This window comes from Naasia sp. SYSU D00948 (genome assembly GCF_017916515.1).
In the GTDB taxonomy this organism is placed as follows: Bacteria; Actinomycetota; Actinomycetes; order Actinomycetales; family Microbacteriaceae; genus Naasia.
Genome location: NZ_JAFMTA010000001.1, coordinates 944821 through 962941, shown reverse-complemented (window position 1 = coordinate 962941; position 18121 = coordinate 944821). Strand labels below are relative to the sequence as shown.

The following is an 18121-nucleotide window of genomic DNA, read 5'->3' as shown; positions in this document are numbered from 1 at the left end:
ATGGCCACCGTCATCCGTGGCACCAGCAAGTCGGCTGCGCGCGACCGTCGCCACAGCCGCCTGCGCAAGAAGATCACCGGCACGGCCGAGCGGCCGCGCCTCGTCGTGACCCGTTCCGCGCGGCACGTCTTCGTCCAGGTCGTCGACGACACGAAGGGCCACACCCTCGCGTCGGCGTCCACGCTCGAGGCGGACCTCCGGGTGTTCGAGGGCGACAAGACCGCCAAGGCGCGCAAGGTCGGCGAGCTCCTCGCCGAGCGTGCGAAGTCGGCGGGCATCGAGGCGGTCGTGTTCGACCGTGGAGGAAACAAGTACGCGGGCCGCGTCGCGGCCATCGCGGATGGAGCTCGGGAAGGTGGGCTCAGCCTGTGAGCGACGTGAGCAGCACGAACAACGAGACCAGCGAGACGCTGGTCGAGACCTCGGCGGGCTCCGCTCCGTCGACGGACACCCGCAACGAGCCGCGCGAGCAGCGTCGCGGCAGCCGGGAGCGCAGCCCCCGCAACGACCGTGGCGGCCGTGACGGAGGCCGGGACAGCCAGTTCCTCGAGCGCGTCGTCACGATCAACCGCGTGTCGAAGGTCGTCAAGGGCGGCCGCCGCTTCAGCTTCACCGCCCTGGTGATCGTCGGCGACGGCAACGGACTCGTCGGCGTCGGCTACGGCAAGGCCCGCGAGGTTCCGACCGCCATCAGCAAGGGCGTCGAGGAGGCGAAGAAGAACTTCTTCCGCGTCCCCCGCGTCGCGAGCACCATCCCGCACCCCGTGCAGGGTGAGGCGGCCGCCGGTGTGGTCCTCCTCCGTCCCGCCGCCGCCGGTACCGGCGTCATCGCGGGTGGCCCGGTCCGCGCCGTCCTCGAGTGCGCCGGCATCCACGACGTCCTCTCGAAGTCCCTCGGCTCGAGCAACACGATCAACATCGTGCACGCGACGGTCGACGCCCTGAAGCGCCTGGAGGAGCCCCGCTCCGTCGCCGCGCGCCGCGGGCTCGACATCGACCGGGTGATCCCCGCCCAGCTGCAGCGCGCCGAGGCCGAGGCCGCCGCGCACGCCGCCGACGTGAAGGTAGGTGCCTGATGGCCGCCCGACTGAAGGTGACCCAGATCAAGTCCACGGTGAGCGAGAAGCAGAACCAGCGCGACACGCTGCGGTCGCTCGGTCTCAAGCGCATCGGCCAGAGCGTCGAGCGCGAGGACACCGAGCAGAACCGCGGCTACGTCCGCACCGTCGCTCACCTCGTGAAGGTTGAGGAGATCGACTGATGGCCGACGAGACCACTCAGGAGACCGGCGCCGAGGCGCCGAAGAAGCCCCGCACGCGCAAGCCGGCCGCCGAGGCCGTGAGCGCCGCGGAGGCGCCCAAGGCCGCGAAGGCGGGCGAGACGACGGCCGCGCGCGAGCGCGTCCTCAAGGTCCACCACCTCCGTCCCGCCGCGGGTGCCCGCAAGGAGCGCACCCGGGTCGGCCGCGGTGAGGGCTCGAAGGGCAAGACCGCGGGCCGTGGCACCAAGGGCACGAAGGCCCGCTACCAGGTGAACCCCGGCTTCGAGGGCGGCCAGATGCCGCTGCACATGCGCACCCCGAAGCTGCGCGGCTTCAAGAACCCGTTCCGCGTCGAGTACCAGGTCGTGAACCTGGACAAGCTCGCGGAGCTCTACCCGCAGGGTGGCGACGTGACCGTCGGCGACCTCGTGGCGAAGGGCGCCGTCCGCAAGAACGAGAAGGTAAAGGTGCTCGGCACCGGCGACATTGCGGTTAAGCTGAACGTCGCGGTCGACAAGGTCTCCGGCTCCGCGGAGCAGAAGATCGTCGCCGCAGGCGGCTCCGTCAAGTAGACCGCGGGGAGCGCCAGGCTCCCGCTCGCAGCATTCGACGTGGCCGGGGACACCCCCCGGCCACGTCGTGTATCACCACTGAAAGCAGGCAGACCAGCGTGTTCCGAGCAATTGGGCGGATCTTCCGCACGCCCGACCTCCGACGCAAGATCGGCTTCACGCTGGGCATCGTCGCGCTCTTCCGGCTCGGGTCGTTCATCCCGGCCCCGTTCGTCGACTTCGCGAACGTCCAGCAGTGCCTCGCCCAGAACCAGGGCACGTCGGGCCTCTACGAGCTCGTCAACCTGTTCAGCGGCGGCGCGCTCCTGCAGCTCTCCATCTTCGCGCTGGGGATCATGCCGTACATCACGGCGTCGATCATCACCCAGCTGCTGCGGGTGGTCATCCCGCACTTCGAGTCGCTGTACAAGGAGGGTCAGGCCGGCCAGGCCAAGCTGACCCAGTACACGCGCTACCTCACGATCGCGCTCGGCGTGCTCCAGTCCACGACGCTGATCACCGTGGCCCGCAGCGGCGCCCTCTTCCCGCAGAACAGCGACCCCGCCTGCGCGCAGCTGATCACGAACGACGCGTGGTACGCGATCCTGCTCATGGTCGTCACGATGACGGCCGGCACCGGCCTCATCATGTGGCTCGGCGAGCTCATCACCGAGCGCGGCATCGGCAACGGCATGTCGCTGCTCATCTTCACCTCGATCGCGGCGACGTTCCCGCAGTCCCTGTGGGCGATCGGCCAGGCGCAGGGCATCGAGATCATGGTCCTGGTCATCGCGATCGGCCTGCTCATCGTCGCGGCCGTCGTGTTCGTCGAGCAGAGCCAGCGGCGCATCCCCGTGCAGTACGCCAAGCGGATGGTCGGGCGGCGCACCTACGGCGGCAACAACACGTACATCCCGATCAAGGTGAACATGGCGGGCGTCGTGCCGGTCATCTTCGCCTCGTCGCTGCTGTACCTGCCGGCCCTCGTCGCGCAGTTCAACCAGCCTGCCGCCGGCCAGCCGCCGCAGGCGTGGGTGACCTGGATCCAGAACTACCTGACCCAGGGCGACCACCCGCTCTACATGCTCCTGTACTTCCTGCTCATCGTCGGGTTCACGTACTTCTACGTCGCGATCACCTTCAACCCCGAGGAGGTCGCCGACAACATGAAGAAGTACGGGGGCTTCATCCCCGGCATCCGGGCGGGACGGCCGACGGCGGAGTACCTCGACTACGTGCTGACCCGGGTGACGCTGCCCGGCTCGATCTACCTGGGCCTCATCGCGCTCATCCCGCTCATCGCCTTCGTGTGGGTCGGGGCGAACCAGAACTTCCCGTTCGGCGGCGCGTCGATCCTCATCATCGTCGGCGTCGGCCTCGAGACGGTGAAGCAGATCGACTCGCAGCTCCAGCAGCGGCACTACGAGGGACTGCTGCGGTGAGCCGGCTGCTCATCATCGGCCCGCCCGGCGCCGGCAAGGGCACGCAGGCCGCGCGCCTGTCCGTGCGCCTCGACGTGCCGGCCGTGTCGACGGGCGACATCTTCCGCGACAACGTGCGGAACGGCACCGAGCTCGGCGTGCTCGCCAAGTCGTACATGGACCGCGGGGAATACGTTCCCGACTCGGTCACGGACGACCTGGTGAAGGACCGCCTCTCCGCCGCCGACGCGACCGGCGGGTTCCTGCTCGACGGCTACCCGCGGACGATCGCCCAGGTCCGCAGCCTCGACGAGTACCTCGCCGAGCGAGGGGAGAGCCTCGACGCGGTCATCCAGCTCACCGCCGACCACGAGGAGACCGTGCAGCGGCTCCTGCGCCGCGCGAAGGAGCAGGGCCGCAGCGACGACACCGAGGACGTGATCCGGCGCCGCCTCGAGGTGTACGCGGAGCAGACCGCCCCGCTCATCGACCTCTTCGCCTCGCGGGGGGTCCTCGTGAGCGTCGACGGCCTCGGCTCCATCGACGAGGTCACCGACCGCATCGTGCAGGCCCTCGACGGGCTCGGCATCACCGCACCCGCCGCGTAGCGCTCGCACTCGCGGCGCCGATGGCGCCGCGTAGACCGCGCGGTGGTCCTCCGACCGCGGCATCAGACCGCGATCCGCGGGCGCGCTCCACGGCTCGCCGCCGTGCCCTCTAGTCGGCGACCCTGGCGGAGGAGGACACTGGCGCCTGGAGAAGGACGCGCGGAGGTCGACATGGCGGACACCGGAGTGGTGTGCACCTCATCCCCGCACGTCCTCGTATCACGAGGGGCGCGAGCGCGCGGGATGCAAGCCCTCATTCCCGGCCGCGCGCGCCGCCTAGCGTGGACTCCGGACCATCGGATCTAAGGAGTAGCCGTGCCCTCTCGCACCGTCGTCGTCGCGTCCGCCCACGGGCTGCACGCGAGGCCCGCCGCCATCTTCACGCAGGCCGCCGCCAAGGCAGGCGTCCCCGTCACGATCGCGAAGAACGGTCGATCGGTCAACGCCGCCAGCATCCTCGGGGTCATCTCCCTGGGGATCGACCACGGCGACGAGGTCGAGCTGGGAGTGGAGGGCGAGGGCGCGGAGCAGGTCCTCGACGAGCTCACCGGCCTGCTCACCACCGACCACGACGCAGCATGAGCAGTCTCCAGGGCGTCGGGATCGGCCGCAGCATCGTCGTCGGTCCCGTCCTGCGGATGCCGGACAAGCTCCCGGAGCCCGCCACCCTGTCCAGCACGATCGGGCCGGACGCGGAGAAGGAGCGCGTGACGCACGCGCTCGCCGGTACCGCCGCCGACATCCGCGGCCGCGGTGAGAAGGCGGGCGGCAAGGCGCAGGAGGTGCTCGAGGCCCAGGCCCTCATGGCCGACGATCCGACGCTCCGCAGCGACATCGACACCCGCGTCGAAGGCGGCGCCACCGCCGAGCGCGCCGTGTTCGAGGCGTTCGCCGGCTTCCGGGACATGCTCCTCGGCATCGGGGGCTACATGGCCGAGCGGGCCACCGACCTCGACGACGTGTCGCAGCGTGTCATCGCCCGCCTCTCGGGTGTGGCCGCCCCCGGCGTCCCGGAGAGCGACACCCCGTTCGTCCTCGTCGCGCGCGACCTCGCGCCCGCGGACACCGCGCTCCTCGACCTCGAGAAGGTCCTCGCGGTCGTCACGAGCGAGGGCGGCCCGACATCGCACACCGCGATCCTCGCCCGCGAGAAGTCGATCCCGGCGATCGTCAGCGCGCACGGCGCGCTCGACCTCACGGACGGGACGGTCGTGATCGCCGATGCATCGACCGGCTCGATCACCGTCGACCCGACGGCGGAGGAGATCTCGGCGGCACAGGCCGAGGCGGAACGCCGGGCGGCACGGGCCTCGGTCCCGGTGGGCCCGGGCGCGCTCGCCGACGGCACCCCGATCCCGCTGCTCGCGAACCTGGGCTCCGCGGACGGGGTCGAGGGCGCGGTGAAGGCGGGAGCAGAGGGCGTCGGGCTGTTCCGGACCGAGTTCCTCTTCCTCGACGCGAAGGCCGCCCCGACCGTCGCCCAGCAGTACACGCACTACTCGAAGCTCCTCCGCGGCTTCCCCGGCAAGAAGGTCGTCGTCCGCGTGCTGGATGCAGGGGCGGACAAGCCGCTGAGCTTCCTCAACGACGCGCCCGAGGAGAACCCCGCCCTGGGGCTGCGGGGCCTGCGGGCCCTGCGAGCCAGCGAGCACATCCTCCGCGAGCAGCTCACCGCGCTCGCCCGCGCGCAGTCCGAGAGCGACGCCGACCTCTGGGTCATGGCGCCGATGGTGTCGACGGTCGAGGAGACGCGATACTTCGTCGCCCTCGCCCGCGAGCTCGGCATCCGCACCGCTGGAGTCATGGTCGAGGTGCCCTCGTCGGCGCTGCTCGCCGACCGCGTCCTCACCGAGGCGGACTTCGCGAGCATCGGCACCAACGACCTCACGCAGTACACGCTCGCCGCCGACCGGCTGCTCGGCTCCGTCGCGTCCTTCCAGGACCCGTGGCACCCGGCGGTCCTCCGGCTCATCCGCGAGGTGGGCCGCGCCGGCGAGGCGCTCGGCAAGCCGGTCGGGATCTGCGGCGAGGCCGCAGCGGACCCGCTGCTCGCCGTCGTCCTCGTCGGGCTCGGAGCGACGTCGCTGTCGATGTCGCCCGCCGCGCTCGGCGACGTCCGGGCCGAGCTGCTGCAGCACACCCGCGAGCAGGCCGCCGCGCTCGCCGAGGCGGCGCTCACCGCGGAGGACGCCGCCGGAGCGCGCGCAGCCGTCCGCGCCCTCCTCCCCGCCTGACCTCTCCCTCCCCGACACAGCCGAACAGGAGTAACGACACATGACAGCGACGTCAACCGCCGAGCCCCGCCGCAGAGGCGCGCGGGTGCACGTGCAGCGGTTCGGGACCTTCCTCTCGGGGATGGTCCTGCCCAATATCGCGGCCTTCATCGCCTGGGGCCTCATCACCGCCTTCTTCATCCCGACCGGATGGACGCCGAACGAGACCCTCGGCGGGCTCGTCGGCCCGATGATCACCTACCTGCTGCCCCTCCTCATCGCCAACCAGGGCGGGCGGATGGTCTACGACACCAGAGGCGGGGTCGTGGCCACGATCGCGACGATGGGCGTGATCGTCGGCAGCGACATCCCGCAGTTCATGGGAGCCATGATCGTCGGCCCCGGCGCGGCCTGGATCATGAAGCACGTCGACCGCATCTGGGACGGCAAGATCAAGCCCGGCTTCGAGATGCTCGTGAACAACTTCTCGGCCGGCATCCTCGGCGGCATCCTCGCGGTCGTCGCGTTCTTCGCCATCGCCCCGCTCGTGACGGGACTCAGCGGACTGATCGAGGCCGCCGTCGACTGGCTCGTGAGCCTCAACCTGCTGCCTCTCGTCAGCCTCTTCATCGAGCCCGGCAAGGTCCTCTTCCTCAACAACGCGATCAACCAGGGCGTGCTGACTCCGCTCGGCGTCCAGCAGTCGCTCGAGGACGGCAAGAGCATCCTGTTCCTGCTCGAGGCGAACCCCGGCCCCGGCCTCGGCCTCCTGCTCGCGTTCGCGGTGTTCGGCATCGGCATGTTCCGGGCGAGCGCGCCGGGCGCGATCATCATCCAGTTCCTCGGCGGCATCCACGAGATCTACTTCCCCTACGTGCTCGCGAAGCCCCTCCTCATCGTCGCGATGATCGCGGGCGGCATGACCGGAGTGTTCACGAACGTGATCTTCCAGTCCGGCCTCCGCGCTCCGGCCTCGCCCGGCAGCATCTTCGCGGTGCTGATCCAGACGGCGAGCGACAGCTACCTGGGCGTGATCCTGTCGGTCGTCCTGTCGGCCCTCGTCACCTTCCTCGTCGCGTCCGTGATCCTGCGGGCGAGCCGGAAGCGCGACCTCGAGCGCGAGGGCGCGGGCGACATGTCCGCCGCGATCGCCGCCACCCAGGCCCAGAAGGGCAAGGAGAGCTCGGTCCTGTCGAACCTCGGCACCTCCCGCGAGCCGGGCAGCGCCCAGAACGTGGGGGCCGGGATCGTCGGCGGAGCCGAGGCCGCCGCCGAGGAGGGCACCGGTTCCGGAGCGGGTGCGGGCGCCGCGGGCGGCGTCGCGACCGATCGGAAGCCGCTGAGGAACATCGTGTTCGCGTGCGACGCGGGCATGGGGTCCTCCGCGATGGGTGCCACGGTGCTGCGCAACAAGATCAAGAAGGCCGGCATCGAGGGCGTCACGGTCGTCAACAAGGCGATCGCGAACCTCGACGACAGCGCCGACCTCGTGATCACGCAGCGCGAGCTCACGCCCCGCGCCGAGCGGCAGGCCCCGCACGCCGAGCACGTCTCGGTGGACAACTTCATGAACAGCCCTCGCTACGACGAGGTCGTCCAGGAAGTCGCGAACCGCAACAAGTGAGAGACGGACGCTGCGGGGAGGGCCTCGGCTCTCCCCGCAGCCGTCCGGAGAAGGAGGAGAGACCATGAGCGTTCTCGAGCTCGACCGGATCGACCTGCACGGAACCGCCACCAACCGCGACGACGCGATCCGCGACGTGGGCGCCATGCTCGTCTCCGCGGGGGCGGTGCAGCCCGCCTACGTCGACGCGATGTTCGACCGGGAGAGGACCGTGTCGACGTACATGGGCAACTACCTCGCCATCCCGCACGGCACGAACGAGTCGAAGGACGAGATCCTCCGCTCGGCGCTCGCCATCATCCGGTACGACTCCCCCCTCGACTGGGCGGGGAACGAGGTCCGGTTCGTGATCGGCATCGCCGGTCAGAACAACGAGCACCTCGGCATCCTCAGCAAGCTCGCGCTCGTGTTCAGCGAGGAGGACGACGTGGAGAAGCTGCTCGCCGCGAAGACGCCGGAGGAGCTGCTCGACCTGCTCGGCGACCTGAGCGAGGACGCCGCGTGAAGGCGGTCCACTTCGGGGCCGGCAACATCGGGCGTGGGTTCGTCGGCCTGATCCTGCACAACGCCGGGTACGAGGTCGTCTTCGCGGACGTCAACGCCGAGCTCATCGACGCGCTGGCCGCCACCCCGAGCTACCGCGTGCACGAGGTGGGGCCTGAGGCGCGGGAGTGGACCGTCACGAACTACCGCGCCCTCAACAGCCGGAGTGCCGAGGCCGAGGTCGTCCGGGAGGTGGCCACCGCCGACGTCGTCACCACCGCGGTCGGTCCGAGCATCCTGAAGTTCATCGCCCCGGTCATCGCCGAGGGTCTGCGCGCCCGCAAGCCCGGGGCCGCCCCGCTGCAGGTGATGGCCTGCGAGAACGCGATCGGCGCCACCGACCTCCTCCGCGAGGAGATCGAGATGCTCGTCGACGAGTCCGTGCTGCGCAAGGCCGTGTTCGCGAACACCGCGGTGGACCGGATCGTGCCCGGCCAGGACCCGGACGCCGGCCTCGACGTCACGGTCGAGGACTTCTTCGAGTGGGTCATCGAGAAGCGACCCTTCGGAGGGAAGGTCCCGGACATCCCCGACGCGACCTTCGTCGACGACCTCCGCCCCTACATCGAGCGGAAGCTCTTCACCGTCAACACCGGTCACGCCACGCTCGCGTACCACGGCTTCGTGCGCGGCGCCCACACGCTCGTCGATGCCCTCGCGATCCCCGAGGTCGCCTCGGAGGTGGAGGCGGTGCTCGCCGAGACCAAGGAGCTCCTCGTCGCGAAGCACGGCTTCCCCGCTGAGCAGCAGGAGAAGTACCTGCGGAAGAACCTGGATCGCTTCGCCAACCCCGCCCTGTCCGACACGGTGGAACGGGTGGGCAGGGCGCCGCTGCGCAAGCTGAGCCGTCACGAGCGCTTCGTCGGCCCCGCCGCGGAGCTCGTGGAGCGGGGGAGGAGCGCGGACGCGCTGGTCCGGGCGATCGGCGCGGCCCTCCGCTTCGACGTGCCCGAGGACCAGGAGAGCGTCCGCCTGCAGGAGCTGCTCGCCGGCGATCGGCCCTCCGCCGACCTGGCGCAGGAGATCACGGGACTCGAACCGGGGTCGCCCCTGCTCGCCCAGGTCGAAGAGGCCGTCGACGCGGCCCGGGCTGCCCGCGCGGCCGGGAGGGAATAGGCCGAGGGGACCCCGCGTTCCCTCTCCTGACGAGCTTGAGCGGGTCGGCTGGCGTCTGCGCCGGTTTTCACCTAGGATTGCTCGTTGGTGCCCGGACCGCCTAGGTCCATCCCCCTCTTCGTCAGCGAGTCAATCGTCTCGTCGTGCGCTGGGGCGGCATCGCAATCATCCCGCACGACCAGCAGATTCTGCTTGCATTGAAGTGAGGCTATGGCCAAGAAGGACGGCGTAATCGAGATCGAGGGCTCGGTGCTCGAAGCTCTGCCCAACGCGATGTTCCGCGTCGAGCTGAGCAACGGACACAAGGTCCTCGCCCACATCTCGGGCAAGATGCGACAGCACTACATCCGGATCCTCCCGGAGGACCGGGTGATCGTCGAGCTCAGCCCCTACGACCTGACGCGCGGCCGGATCGTCTACCGCTACAAGTAGCAGCTGCTGGAAAGGAACGGCCCCTCTCCGCCGGAGAGAGGCACGAGGCCAGCGAAGGAAAGAACATGAAGGTCAACCCCAGCGTCAAGCGCATCTGCGACAAGTGCAAGGTGATCCGCCGCCATGGCAAGGTCATGGTGATCTGCGAGAACCCCCGGCACAAGCAGCGGCAGGGCTGAACAAGCTTCCGGGAATCGGGAGTCTCCGGGCTCCCGATTCCGGTCGTTTCCAACTCAATAGAAATCAGGCGGTTCCAGAACCCACGGAAGTGGGGGACACCTCGGGTCGGAGGCCCGGGCACCGGATCCGCTCCACACCTCCGAACTTCTGCAAGGAGTAGCCAGACATGGCACGTCTCGCCGGCGTCGACATCCCGCGCGACAAGCGCGTGGAGGTCGCCCTCACGTACATCTACGGCATCGGCCGTACCCGCGCCCTCCAGACGCTCAGCGTCACCGGGATCAGCGGCGACATCCGGGTCAAGGACCTGACCGACGACCAGCTCGTCGCTCTCCGCGACCACATCGAAGGCACGTTCAAGGTGGAGGGTGACCTCCGTCGCGAGGTCGCCGCCGACATCCGCCGCAAGGTCGAGATCGGCAGCTACGAGGGCCTGCGTCACCGCCGCGGCCTGCCCGTGCGCGGTCAGCGCACCAAGACCAACGCGCGCACCCGCAAGGGCCCGAAGCGCACCGTCGCCGGCAAGAAGAAGGCCGGCCGCAAGTAGCAGGCTGCGGCATCCGCCGCACCGCAACCCGGTTCCGAAGTTTCAGGAGAGCAGAGCCACATGGCAGCACCCAAGGCGAGCGCCGGCCGCAAGCCGCGCCGCAAGGAGAAGAAGAACATCGCTGTGGGTCAGGCCCACATCAAGTCGACGTTCAACAACACGATCGTTTCCATCACCGACACCACCGGCGCCGTGATCAGCTGGGCGTCCTCGGGCGGCGTCGGCTTCAAGGGCAGCCGCAAGTCGACCCCGTTCGCCGCGCAGCTCGCCGCCGAGTCCGCCGCGCGCCAGGCGCAGGAGCACGGCATGAAGAAGGTGGACGTCTTCGTGAAGGGCCCGGGCTCGGGCCGCGAGACGGCCATCCGCTCGCTCCAAGCCGCGGGCCTCGAGGTCGGCTCGATCAACGACGTCACGCCTCAGGCGCACAACGGCTGCCGGCCGCCCAAGCGCCGCCGCGTCTGACGATTCCGCCACCGCCTGAGTGGCGAGGGCCCTGCGCCTCGCCACCGGGCGTTTCGGCGCGTCTGACCGCGCCTGCAGGCTTCACAACTTCACACCCAACCTCGGAAGTGTCATATAGCGGACACTCTTTCGAAAGGAATACACAGTGCTCATCGCACAGCGACCGACGCTCGTCGAAGAAAACATCGCGGAATTCCGCTCCCGGTTCGTCATCGAGCCGCTCGAGCCGGGCTTCGGTTACACCCTCGGCAACTCCCTCCGCCGCACGCTCCTCTCGTCCATCCCGGGTGCCGCGGTCACGAGCATCCGGATCGAGGGCGTGCAGCACGAGTTCACGACCATCCCCGGCGTGAAGGAGGATGTCACCGAGATCATCCTCAACATCAAGAACCTGGTCGTCTCCAGCGAGCACGACGAGCCGATCACCGCCTACCTGCGCAAGCAGAGCGCCGGCCCCGTCACCGCCGCCGACATCTCCGCCCCGGCGGGCGTCGAGATCCACAACCCGGACCTCGTCATCGCGACGCTCAACGACAAGGCGAAGTTCGACCTCGAGCTGACGATCGAGCGCGGCCGCGGCTACGTGTCCGCCGCGCAGAACCGCAGCGAGTTCTCCGAGGCCGGGCAGATCCCGATCGACTCCATCTACTCGCCGGTCCTCAAGGTCACCTACCGCGTCGAGGCGACGCGTGCCGGTGAGCGCACCGACTTCGACCGCCTCGTGGTCGATGTGGAGACGAAGCCCGCGATCAGCCCGCGCGACGCGATCGCGTCCGCCGGCCGCACCCTCACCGAGCTGTTCGGCCTCGCCCGCGAGCTGAACACCGCCGCCGAGGGCATCGAGATCGGCCCCGCCCCGGTCGACGCCGTCCTCAGCTCCGAGCTGTCGATGCCGATCGAGGACCTCGACCTCTCGGTCCGGTCCTACAACTGCCTCAAGCGCGAGGGCATCAACACGGTGAGCGAGCTCGTCGCCCTCTCGGAGACGCAGCTGATGAACATCCGCAACTTCGGGCAGAAGTCCGTGGACGAGGTGAAGGACAAGCTCGTCGAGCTGGGCCTCTCCCTCAAGGACGCCGTCCCCGGCTTCGACGGCGCCCACTACTTCAGCGGCTACGACGACGACGAGAACTGACGTTCGCGTCCTGATCAACGAGGAATAGACAATGCCCAGACCAGCCAAGGGTCCCCGTCTCGGGGGCGGCCCGGCGCATGAGCGCCTCCTGCTCGCGAACCTCGCGACCGCACTGTTCACGCACAAGTCGATCACCACGACCGAGACCAAGGCGAAGCGCCTCCAGCCGCTCGCCGAGCGTCTCGTCACCTTCGCGAAGCGCGGCGACCTGCACGCGCGCCGCCGGGTGCTGACCGTCGTCCGCGACAAGAGCGCCGTGCACGAGCTCTTCACCGAGATCGCGCCGCTCGTCGCGGACCGTCCGGGCGGCTACACCCGCATCACGAAGACCGGCTTCCGCAAGGGCGACAACGCGCCGCTCGCCGTGATCGAGCTCGTTCTCGAGCCGGTGACTCCGAAGGCGTCCGCTCCGGCGACGACGCGCCGCTCGCGCGGTGCGGCCGCGGCTCCCGCTGCCGAGGCTCCCGCTGCCGAGGCGCCCGCCGCGGATGACGCGGTCACCGAGCAGGAGGCCGTGGTCGACGAGGCCGCCGGTGGCGCCGAGGACGCTCCCGTGGAGTCGACCGAGACGGTGGAGACCTCCGAGCCGACTCCGGCCGAGGAGCCCACGCCCGCCGCGACCGAGGTCGAGACCGACGCCGCCGAGGTCGCCGAGGACAAGAAGTAGCCTCCGGCTCCCCTCGCTGAACTGCCCGGTTCCCCTGTGGAACCGGGCAGTTCGCGTTTCGCTAGGGTGTCGCCATGGCCAGCGAGGCGACCACCCTGACCGTTTCGGGGCCTCAGGGGGATCGCGAGATGCGGATCTCCAGCCCGTCCCGGGTGATCTGGCCGGGCGCCGGCGTCACGAAGCTCGACCTCGCCCGATACGTCGTCGCAGTCGGCGACGCCTTCGTCCGCGCGATCGGCGATCGCCCGGTCGCCCTCCAGCGCTACCCCGACAGCGTCCAGGGCGAGATGTTCTTCTCGAAGAACCCGCCGAAGGGCAAGCCGGAGTTCATCCGTGAGGTCCCGGTCACCTTCCCCAGCAAGCGCGTGCATCCGATGCTCGTCGTCGACGAGCCCGCGGCGGCGGTGTGGATGGTCCAGATGAACACGGTCGTGTTCCACCCCTGGCCGGCCCGGACGCTGGACACGGACCACCCGGACCAGCTCCGCCTCGACCTCGACCCGCAGCCCGGCCGGGGCTTCGCCGACGCCGTTCCGGCCGCACTCGAGCTGCGGGAGGTGTTGCGCGAGGCGGGCATCGAGCCGTACGTCAAGACCTCCGGCAACCGCGGCATCCACGTCTTCGCCCCCATCCGTCCCGAGCACGACTACATCGCCGTGCGCCACGCCGTCATCGCCGCAGCCCGCGAGCTGGAGCGGCGGATGCCCGACCGCGTCACCACGGCGTGGTGGAAGGAGGAGCGCGGCGAGCGCGTCTTCGTCGACTTCAACCAGGCCGCGCGGGACCGCACCATCGCGGGCGCCTACAGCCCCCGGGCGACAGCGGGAGCGACGGTGTCCATGCCGATCCGCTGGGAGGATCTCGGCCAGGTCGAGCCGGGCGACTTCACCGTGCGCACGGTCCCCGGGATCGTCGCCGAGCGCGGCGACGCGTGGGCCGGCCTGGGGGAGACCGTCGGCGCCCTCGACGTCCTGCTCGAGTGGTGGGAGCGCGACCTGGCGAACGGGCAGGGCGAGATGCCGTACCCGCCCGACTACCCGAAGATGCCGGGCGAGCCGCCCCGGGTGCAGCCGTCCAAGAAGGTGGCCGAGCACTGGGACGAGAGCGGCAACCGCATCGAGAAGTAGGGCTCGCGCGGGTGCTGCTCGACGGTCGCATCCCCGTACGCCACCCGCAGCTGTCCGCACGACCGGCGCATCGGCGCAACCGGCGGAAGATCGAGGGCCGGAGGTCCATGGCGCGGCACGTCCGCCGCGTCCTACATTGGCGGCGCTCGACACCGACTTCCGAGAGGAGCCTCCCGTGGTCCAGACCGCTCCCACCGACACGGACGCCGACCGCAGCTCGGCGGGCACGCTGCAGTACTGCGCGCTGAAGCCGCGCTCCCTGCCGGCGCAGCCGCCCGGGATGCCCGCCCCCCGCTACGAGGCGATCATCCAGGGGCGCAGCCAGTGGGTGAACGGCACGGTCCTCCACTACCACTTCCTCGCCTCCGCACCGGGCGGAGCCGAGCAGGAGCAGGCGGTCCGCGACGCGTTCGACGAGTGGAAGTCCGTCGGGATCGGACTCCGGTTCACCGAGGTCGCCGCCGCGTCCGAGGCGGAGCTCCGGATCGGCTTCGTGCAGGGGGACGGGTCGTGGTCGTACCTCGGGCGCGACGCGCTCCAGATCAGCCAGACGGAGCGGACCATGAACTTCGGCTGGGATCTGACCTCGATGCAGGGACGCTCCACCGCCCTGCACGAGATCGGGCACGCGCTGGGGATGCCGCACGAGCACCAGAACCCGAACGCAGGGATCGTCTGGGACGAGGAGGCCGTGTACGCCTACCTCGGCGGCCCGCCCAACAGCTGGGATCGGGAGAAGGTCTACCAGAACGTCCTGCGCAAGCTGTCTCCGGGCGAGGTCACGGGCTCGAACTGGGACCCGAACTCGGTCATGGAGTACGAGTTCCCCGGAGGACTGGTGATCTCCCCCGAGGGCTACCGCGAGGGCATCTACCCGCCCGGCACACTGTCGGACCTCGACAGGCAGTTCGTGCGCACCTGGTACCCGGGAGGCCAGGCGGAGGAGCTCCCGCTGCTCGAGCCGTTCGTCTCGATGCCGCTCGACCTGCAGCCGACCGAGCAGTTCGACGCGGCGATCAGGCCGGACGCGAGCCGCGAATACAGCATCGGCACGTTCGGCGAGTCGGACGTCGTCCTCGTGCTGTTCGAGGAGGTTGACGGCGAGCTGCGCTTCCTCGCCGGGGACGACGACAGCGGCGAGGACCGGAACGCCCTGGTCAAGGTCAAGCTGTTCGCCGGCCGGCGGTACGTCGTCCGCGTGCGCCTCTACTACGCGGGAGCGTCGGGGCGGTCGGCCGTCATGCTGTGGTGACCCCCGGCTCGTCCTTCTCGGCACCGGGCGACCGCGGGGCCACGGTCGGCGACCAGGGGCCGTCGGCCGGCGCGGCCTCGTCGTTCCCCGGCCAGGGCGGCATCGTGACCCCGACGACGTCGAGAGGAGCGTCGCCGATCGCGCGGAACTGGAACGTCGTCCCCACCGGGATGGCGATGCTGCGGCCGGGGTAGAGGTCCTCCTCGCGCCCGTCCCCCTCGGAGCTGCGCCAGATGGCGCCGCGACCGGCGACGACGTACCAGAGCTCGGTCACGGTGCGGTGGCGGACCGCGCGTGCGGTCGCGCCGGGCGGGAGCCGGAAGTGAGCCATGCTGCCTCCCTGCGCCGCGACCAGGAGGCGCACCTCGGACCCGTCCGGCGCTGTCGCGTCCGGCGTCTCCGCCAGGTCCCGGACGGACGGGTCCTCCTCGGCCCTCGGGTCGCTCGCGCGCGCATCGTCCCGGGAATCGCTCGTGCTCATGAGGAGAAGTATCCGCGCGCCCCGCGGCCTCAGACCGAGATCGAGTCGAATGCGCGCAGCGCCTCCGCCCGGCTCGCCTTGAGGTCGACCATCGCCTCCGGGTAGCCCGGGACGCCGCGCGGCTCGTGGATCGACGCGTCGTCGAGGTCCCGCAGCTCCGGCAGCCACCGGCGGAGGTACACCCCCTCCGGGTCGAACTTCCGGCTCTGCAGCACCGGGTTGAACACCCGGAAGAACGGGGCCGGGTCGATTCCCGAGCCGGCCACCCACTGCCAGCTCGCGGCGTTGTTGGCGGGATCGGCGTCGACCAGGGTGTCCCAGAACCAGCGCTCGCCCTCGCGCCAGTCGATCAGCAGGTTCTTGATGAGGAACGACGCCGCGACCATACGCACCCGGTTGTGCATCCAGCCCGTCTCCCACAGCTGCCGCATCCCCGCGTCCACGAGCGGGAAGCCGGTCCTGCCCCGCTGCCAGCGCCGCAGCACCTCCGGATCCGGCGTCCGCCACGGGAAGCGGTCGAACGCCGGGCGGAGGTTCTCCTCCGCCATCCGCGGATGTGCGAAGAGCAGGGTGTAGTTGAACTCACGCCACAGCACCTCCCCGCGGTACTTGCCGCTGACCTGGCCCTCCGGATCCGCCTCCGTCACCCGGTGCCAGATCTGGAACGGGCTCACCTCGCCCGTGCGCAGGTAGGGGGAGAGCCGCGACGTGGAGTCGGCGCCCGCTCGGTCGCGCTCCTCGCCGTACCGGTCCAGCCGCTCGACGATCGCGTCCAGCCGGTCCCGTCCGCCACGCTCGCCGGGCGTCCAGGTCGCGCGGAGCCCACCCGCCCAGTCCGGCTTCGTCGGCAGCAGGCCCCAGTCGTCGAGCTCGTCGGACTCTGGAAGGGGAACGGGGGCGGCGAGGGAGGCCGGCGCGGGAAGAGGGGCGCGCGGGGCGTCCAGTGCGCCGACCGCGCGCGCGTAGGCGGAGTACACGCCGAACGGCTCCCCGTCGGACCGGCGCACGTGCCACGGCTCGAAGAGCAGCGACGCCTGGAAGCTCCGAACCTCGAGCCCCGAGGCGCGCAGGCTCTCCTTGAGCGCGGCGTCCTGGTTCCGCTCGCCCTCCCCGTACCGCCGGTTCCAGAAGACGGCTCCCGCGCCCGTCTCGGCGACGACCGCCGGCACCTCGGCGGCCGCGCTGCCCCGGCGCAGCACGAGCCGCGACCCGAGGGCGCGCAGATCGGCGTCGAGCGACGCCAGGCTGCCGTGCAGCCACCACCGGCTCGCTCCGCCTCTCGGCCGGGCGACCGCGGGATCGTCGTCGAGGACGAAGAGGACGACGACCGGGCCGCCCCGCTCGGCCGCCGCGGTGAGCGCAGGGTTGTCGGCGAGCCGGAGGTCGTGGCGCAGCCACACGACCGAGGTCGCCGCGGCCGCGCCCGCGCTCACCGGATCACCTGCTCCAGGTCGTAGGACACGGGGACCTCGAGCTGGGCGAACGTGCAGGAGCGCGGTTCGCGATCCGGGCGCCAGCGCACGAACTGCGCGGTGTGGCGGAACCGGTCGCCCTCCATCTGGTCGTAGCGCACCTCGACGACGAGCTCGGGCTCGAGCACGACGAACGAGGTGTCCTTGTTCGACGAGAACCGATTCCGCTCGCCCTCGCCGGTGATGCGGTTGCCCTCGGCGTCCCGCTTCACGAGCGGCTCCAGCTGATCGATGAGCTCCAGCCGGCGCGCGTCGGAGAATGCGGCGATCCCGCCCACGTTGCGCAGGGACCCGCTGTCGTCGTACAGCCCGATGAGGAGGGAGCCGACGCCGGCGCCGCTCTTGTGGATGCGGTATCCGGTCACGACGGTGTCCGCGGTGCGCTCGTGCTTGATCTTCAGCATCGTCCGCTTGCCGGGGGAGTACGGAGCGTCGAGCGGCTTCGCGATGACACCGTCGAGGCCTGCTCCCTCGAACTCGGTCAGCCACCGCCGGGCCGTCCCGGGGTCGTCGGTCGTGCGCGTCAGGTGGATCGGCGGCCGGACGTCGGAGAGCAGCCGCTCCAGCTCCGCGCGGCGCTCGCGGAAGGGGGCGTCCAGCAGCGAGCGGCCCTGCGAGGCGAGCGCGTCGAAGGCGACGAACGAGGCGGGGGTCTCGACCGCGAGCTTGCGGATCCGGCTCTCGGCGGGATGGATCCGCTGCGACAGGGCCTCCCAGGACAGCCGCTCGGCGCCCGGGCGCCCGGTGCGCACGATGACCTCGCCGTCGAGAACGCACGGCTCGCTGAGCTGCTCGCGGACGGTGTCGACGAGCTCCGGGAAGTAGCGCGTGAGGGTCTTCGACCCGCGGCTGCCGATCTCGACATCCGTCCCGTCGAAGTAGAGGATGCCGCGGAACCCGTCCCACTTGGGCTCGTAGCTGAGCGCGGCGCCCTTCGGCCCGGCCTCGGGGACCTCCGGGATCGCCTTGGCGAGCATGGGCTCGAGCGGCACGGCGACGGGCAGGTCCATGGGCCCATCCTGCCGGAGC

At 70.5% G+C, this 18121-nt stretch carries 22 protein-coding genes; 19 read left to right on the top strand and 3 right to left on the bottom strand.

Going from position 1 to position 18121, the window contains the following annotated elements:
* The 19 genes from rplR (at position 1) to J3P30_RS04405 (ending at position 15139) form a co-directional block, all read left to right on the top strand.
* Positions 1-372, top strand: a complete 372-nt coding sequence (rplR, locus tag J3P30_RS04495; RefSeq protein WP_210479763.1) for a 50S ribosomal protein L18 — start codon at positions 1-3, stop codon at positions 370-372.
* Complete coding sequence (gene rpsE / locus J3P30_RS04490) at positions 369-1076, top strand: 30S ribosomal protein S5 (protein ID WP_210479762.1); 708 nt, start codon at positions 369-371, stop codon at positions 1074-1076. Before rplR ends, rpsE begins: the two co-directional genes overlap by 4 nt.
* Positions 1076-1261, top strand: a complete 186-nt coding sequence (gene rpmD, locus J3P30_RS04485; RefSeq protein ID WP_210479761.1) for a 50S ribosomal protein L30 — start codon at positions 1076-1078, stop codon at positions 1259-1261. The genes rpsE and rpmD overlap by 1 nt, the downstream gene beginning before the upstream one ends.
* Positions 1261-1833: a 50S ribosomal protein L15 gene (gene rplO / locus J3P30_RS04480; RefSeq protein ID WP_210479760.1), complete on the top strand. Its 573-nt coding sequence runs from the start codon at positions 1261-1263 to the stop codon at positions 1831-1833. The genes rpmD and rplO overlap by 1 nt, the downstream gene beginning before the upstream one ends.
* A gap of 98 nt (positions 1834-1931) precedes the next feature.
* Entirely contained in the window at positions 1932-3254 is a 1323-nt protein-coding gene (gene secY / locus J3P30_RS04475) for a preprotein translocase subunit SecY (protein WP_210479759.1), read from the top strand.
* Positions 3251-3841, top strand: coding sequence for an adenylate kinase (locus tag J3P30_RS04470; protein ID WP_210479758.1), 591 nt, complete (start codon positions 3251-3253; stop codon positions 3839-3841). Before secY ends, J3P30_RS04470 begins: the two co-directional genes overlap by 4 nt.
* Positions 3842-4156: 315 nt before the next feature.
* Positions 4157-4423, top strand: coding sequence for an HPr family phosphocarrier protein (locus J3P30_RS04465; RefSeq protein WP_210479757.1), 267 nt, complete (start codon positions 4157-4159; stop codon positions 4421-4423).
* Positions 4420-6075 (top strand): phosphoenolpyruvate--protein phosphotransferase, encoded by a 1656-nt coding sequence (ptsP, locus tag J3P30_RS04460; protein ID WP_210479756.1) that lies wholly within the window; start codon positions 4420-4422, stop codon positions 6073-6075. The genes J3P30_RS04465 and ptsP overlap by 4 nt, the downstream gene beginning before the upstream one ends.
* A 40-nt stretch (positions 6076-6115) precedes the next feature.
* On the top strand, positions 6116-7678 hold the full coding sequence (locus J3P30_RS04455; protein WP_210479755.1) for a PTS mannitol transporter subunit IICB: 1563 nt from the start codon (positions 6116-6118) through the stop codon (positions 7676-7678).
* Between the two features lie 64 nt (positions 7679-7742).
* Positions 7743-8183 carry a PTS sugar transporter subunit IIA gene (locus tag J3P30_RS04450; protein ID WP_210479754.1) on the top strand — a complete coding sequence of 147 codons (441 nt, stop codon included), beginning with the start codon at positions 7743-7745 and terminating at the stop codon, positions 8181-8183.
* Positions 8180-9337, top strand: a complete 1158-nt coding sequence (locus J3P30_RS04445) for a mannitol-1-phosphate 5-dehydrogenase (RefSeq protein ID WP_210479753.1) — start codon at positions 8180-8182, stop codon at positions 9335-9337. The genes J3P30_RS04450 and J3P30_RS04445 overlap by 4 nt, the downstream gene beginning before the upstream one ends.
* Positions 9338-9547: 210 nt before the next feature.
* Positions 9548-9769 (top strand): translation initiation factor IF-1, encoded by a 222-nt coding sequence (gene infA / locus J3P30_RS04440; protein ID WP_100365313.1) that lies wholly within the window; start codon positions 9548-9550, stop codon positions 9767-9769.
* Between the two features lie 65 nt (positions 9770-9834).
* The gene (gene rpmJ / locus J3P30_RS04435; RefSeq protein ID WP_210479752.1) at positions 9835-9948 is read left to right on the top strand and encodes a 50S ribosomal protein L36; all 114 of its coding nucleotides are present in this window, start codon (positions 9835-9837) and stop codon (positions 9946-9948) included.
* A gap of 167 nt (positions 9949-10115) precedes the next feature.
* Positions 10116-10496 (top strand): 30S ribosomal protein S13, encoded by a 381-nt coding sequence (gene rpsM / locus J3P30_RS04430; protein WP_210479751.1) that lies wholly within the window; start codon positions 10116-10118, stop codon positions 10494-10496.
* 60 nt (positions 10497-10556) lie between these two features.
* Positions 10557-10958: a 30S ribosomal protein S11 gene (rpsK, locus tag J3P30_RS04425; protein ID WP_210479750.1), complete on the top strand. Its 402-nt coding sequence runs from the start codon at positions 10557-10559 to the stop codon at positions 10956-10958.
* A 145-nt stretch (positions 10959-11103) separates the two neighbouring features.
* The gene (locus J3P30_RS04420) at positions 11104-12093 is read left to right on the top strand and encodes a DNA-directed RNA polymerase subunit alpha (RefSeq protein ID WP_210479748.1); all 990 of its coding nucleotides are present in this window, start codon (positions 11104-11106) and stop codon (positions 12091-12093) included.
* A 31-nt stretch (positions 12094-12124) separates the two neighbouring features.
* On the top strand, positions 12125-12760 hold the full coding sequence (gene rplQ / locus J3P30_RS04415) for a 50S ribosomal protein L17 (protein WP_210479747.1): 636 nt from the start codon (positions 12125-12127) through the stop codon (positions 12758-12760).
* A 74-nt stretch (positions 12761-12834) separates the two neighbouring features.
* Complete coding sequence (gene ligD, locus J3P30_RS04410) at positions 12835-13887, top strand: non-homologous end-joining DNA ligase (protein WP_210479746.1); 1053 nt, start codon at positions 12835-12837, stop codon at positions 13885-13887.
* Positions 13888-14062: 175 nt separating this feature from the next.
* The gene (locus tag J3P30_RS04405; RefSeq protein WP_307807395.1) at positions 14063-15139 is read left to right on the top strand and encodes a matrixin family metalloprotease; all 1077 of its coding nucleotides are present in this window, start codon (positions 14063-14065) and stop codon (positions 15137-15139) included.
* On the opposite strand, the gene J3P30_RS04400 is transcribed toward J3P30_RS04405, so the two are convergent.
* Genes J3P30_RS04400 through J3P30_RS04390 form a run of 3 tightly spaced genes read right to left on the bottom strand, consistent with a single transcriptional unit; the run spans position 15126 to position 18102 of the window.
* Entirely contained in the window at positions 15126-15620 is a 495-nt protein-coding gene (locus J3P30_RS04400) for a cupin domain-containing protein (protein WP_210479745.1), read from the bottom strand. The two genes, J3P30_RS04405 and J3P30_RS04400, sit on opposite strands and share 14 nt — an antisense overlap.
* 29 nt (positions 15621-15649) lie before the next feature.
* Positions 15650-17053, bottom strand: a complete 1404-nt coding sequence (locus tag J3P30_RS04395) for a deoxyribodipyrimidine photo-lyase (protein WP_210479743.1) — start codon at positions 17051-17053, stop codon at positions 15650-15652.
* Positions 17050-18102 carry an ATP-dependent DNA ligase gene (locus tag J3P30_RS04390; protein WP_210479741.1) on the bottom strand — a complete coding sequence of 351 codons (1053 nt, stop codon included), beginning with the start codon at positions 18100-18102 and terminating at the stop codon, positions 17050-17052. The genes J3P30_RS04395 and J3P30_RS04390 overlap by 4 nt, the downstream gene beginning before the upstream one ends.
* Between the last annotated feature and the right edge of the window lie 19 nt (positions 18103-18121).

Excerpts from the sequence above, each read along its gene's own strand:
- rplR (WP_210479763.1), top strand. The coding sequence starts at position 1 with ATGGCCACCGTCATCCGTGGCACCAGCAAGTCGGCTGCGCGCGACCGT.
- rpmD (WP_210479761.1), top strand. The coding sequence starts at position 1,076 with ATGGCCGCCCGACTGAAGGTGACCCAGATCAAGTCCACGGTGAGCGAG.
- rplO (WP_210479760.1), top strand. The coding sequence starts at position 1,261 with ATGGCCGACGAGACCACTCAGGAGACCGGCGCCGAGGCGCCGAAGAAG.
- ptsP (WP_210479756.1), top strand. The coding sequence starts at position 4,420 with ATGAGCAGTCTCCAGGGCGTCGGGATCGGCCGCAGCATCGTCGTCGGT.
- J3P30_RS04455 (WP_210479755.1), top strand. The coding sequence starts at position 6,116 with ATGACAGCGACGTCAACCGCCGAGCCCCGCCGCAGAGGCGCGCGGGTG.
- J3P30_RS04450 (WP_210479754.1), top strand. The coding sequence starts at position 7,743 with ATGAGCGTTCTCGAGCTCGACCGGATCGACCTGCACGGAACCGCCACC.
- infA (WP_100365313.1), top strand. The coding sequence starts at position 9,548 with ATGGCCAAGAAGGACGGCGTAATCGAGATCGAGGGCTCGGTGCTCGAA.
- rpmJ (WP_210479752.1), top strand. The coding sequence starts at position 9,835 with ATGAAGGTCAACCCCAGCGTCAAGCGCATCTGCGACAAGTGCAAGGTG.
- rpsM (WP_210479751.1), top strand. The coding sequence starts at position 10,116 with ATGGCACGTCTCGCCGGCGTCGACATCCCGCGCGACAAGCGCGTGGAG.
- rpsK (WP_210479750.1), top strand. The coding sequence starts at position 10,557 with ATGGCAGCACCCAAGGCGAGCGCCGGCCGCAAGCCGCGCCGCAAGGAG.
- rplQ (WP_210479747.1), top strand. The coding sequence starts at position 12,125 with ATGCCCAGACCAGCCAAGGGTCCCCGTCTCGGGGGCGGCCCGGCGCAT.
- ligD (WP_210479746.1), top strand. The coding sequence starts at position 12,835 with ATGGCCAGCGAGGCGACCACCCTGACCGTTTCGGGGCCTCAGGGGGAT.
- J3P30_RS04400 (WP_210479745.1), bottom strand. The coding sequence starts at position 15,620 with ATGAGCACGAGCGATTCCCGGGACGATGCGCGCGCGAGCGACCCGAGG.
- J3P30_RS04390 (WP_210479741.1), bottom strand. The coding sequence starts at position 18,102 with ATGGACCTGCCCGTCGCCGTGCCGCTCGAGCCCATGCTCGCCAAGGCG.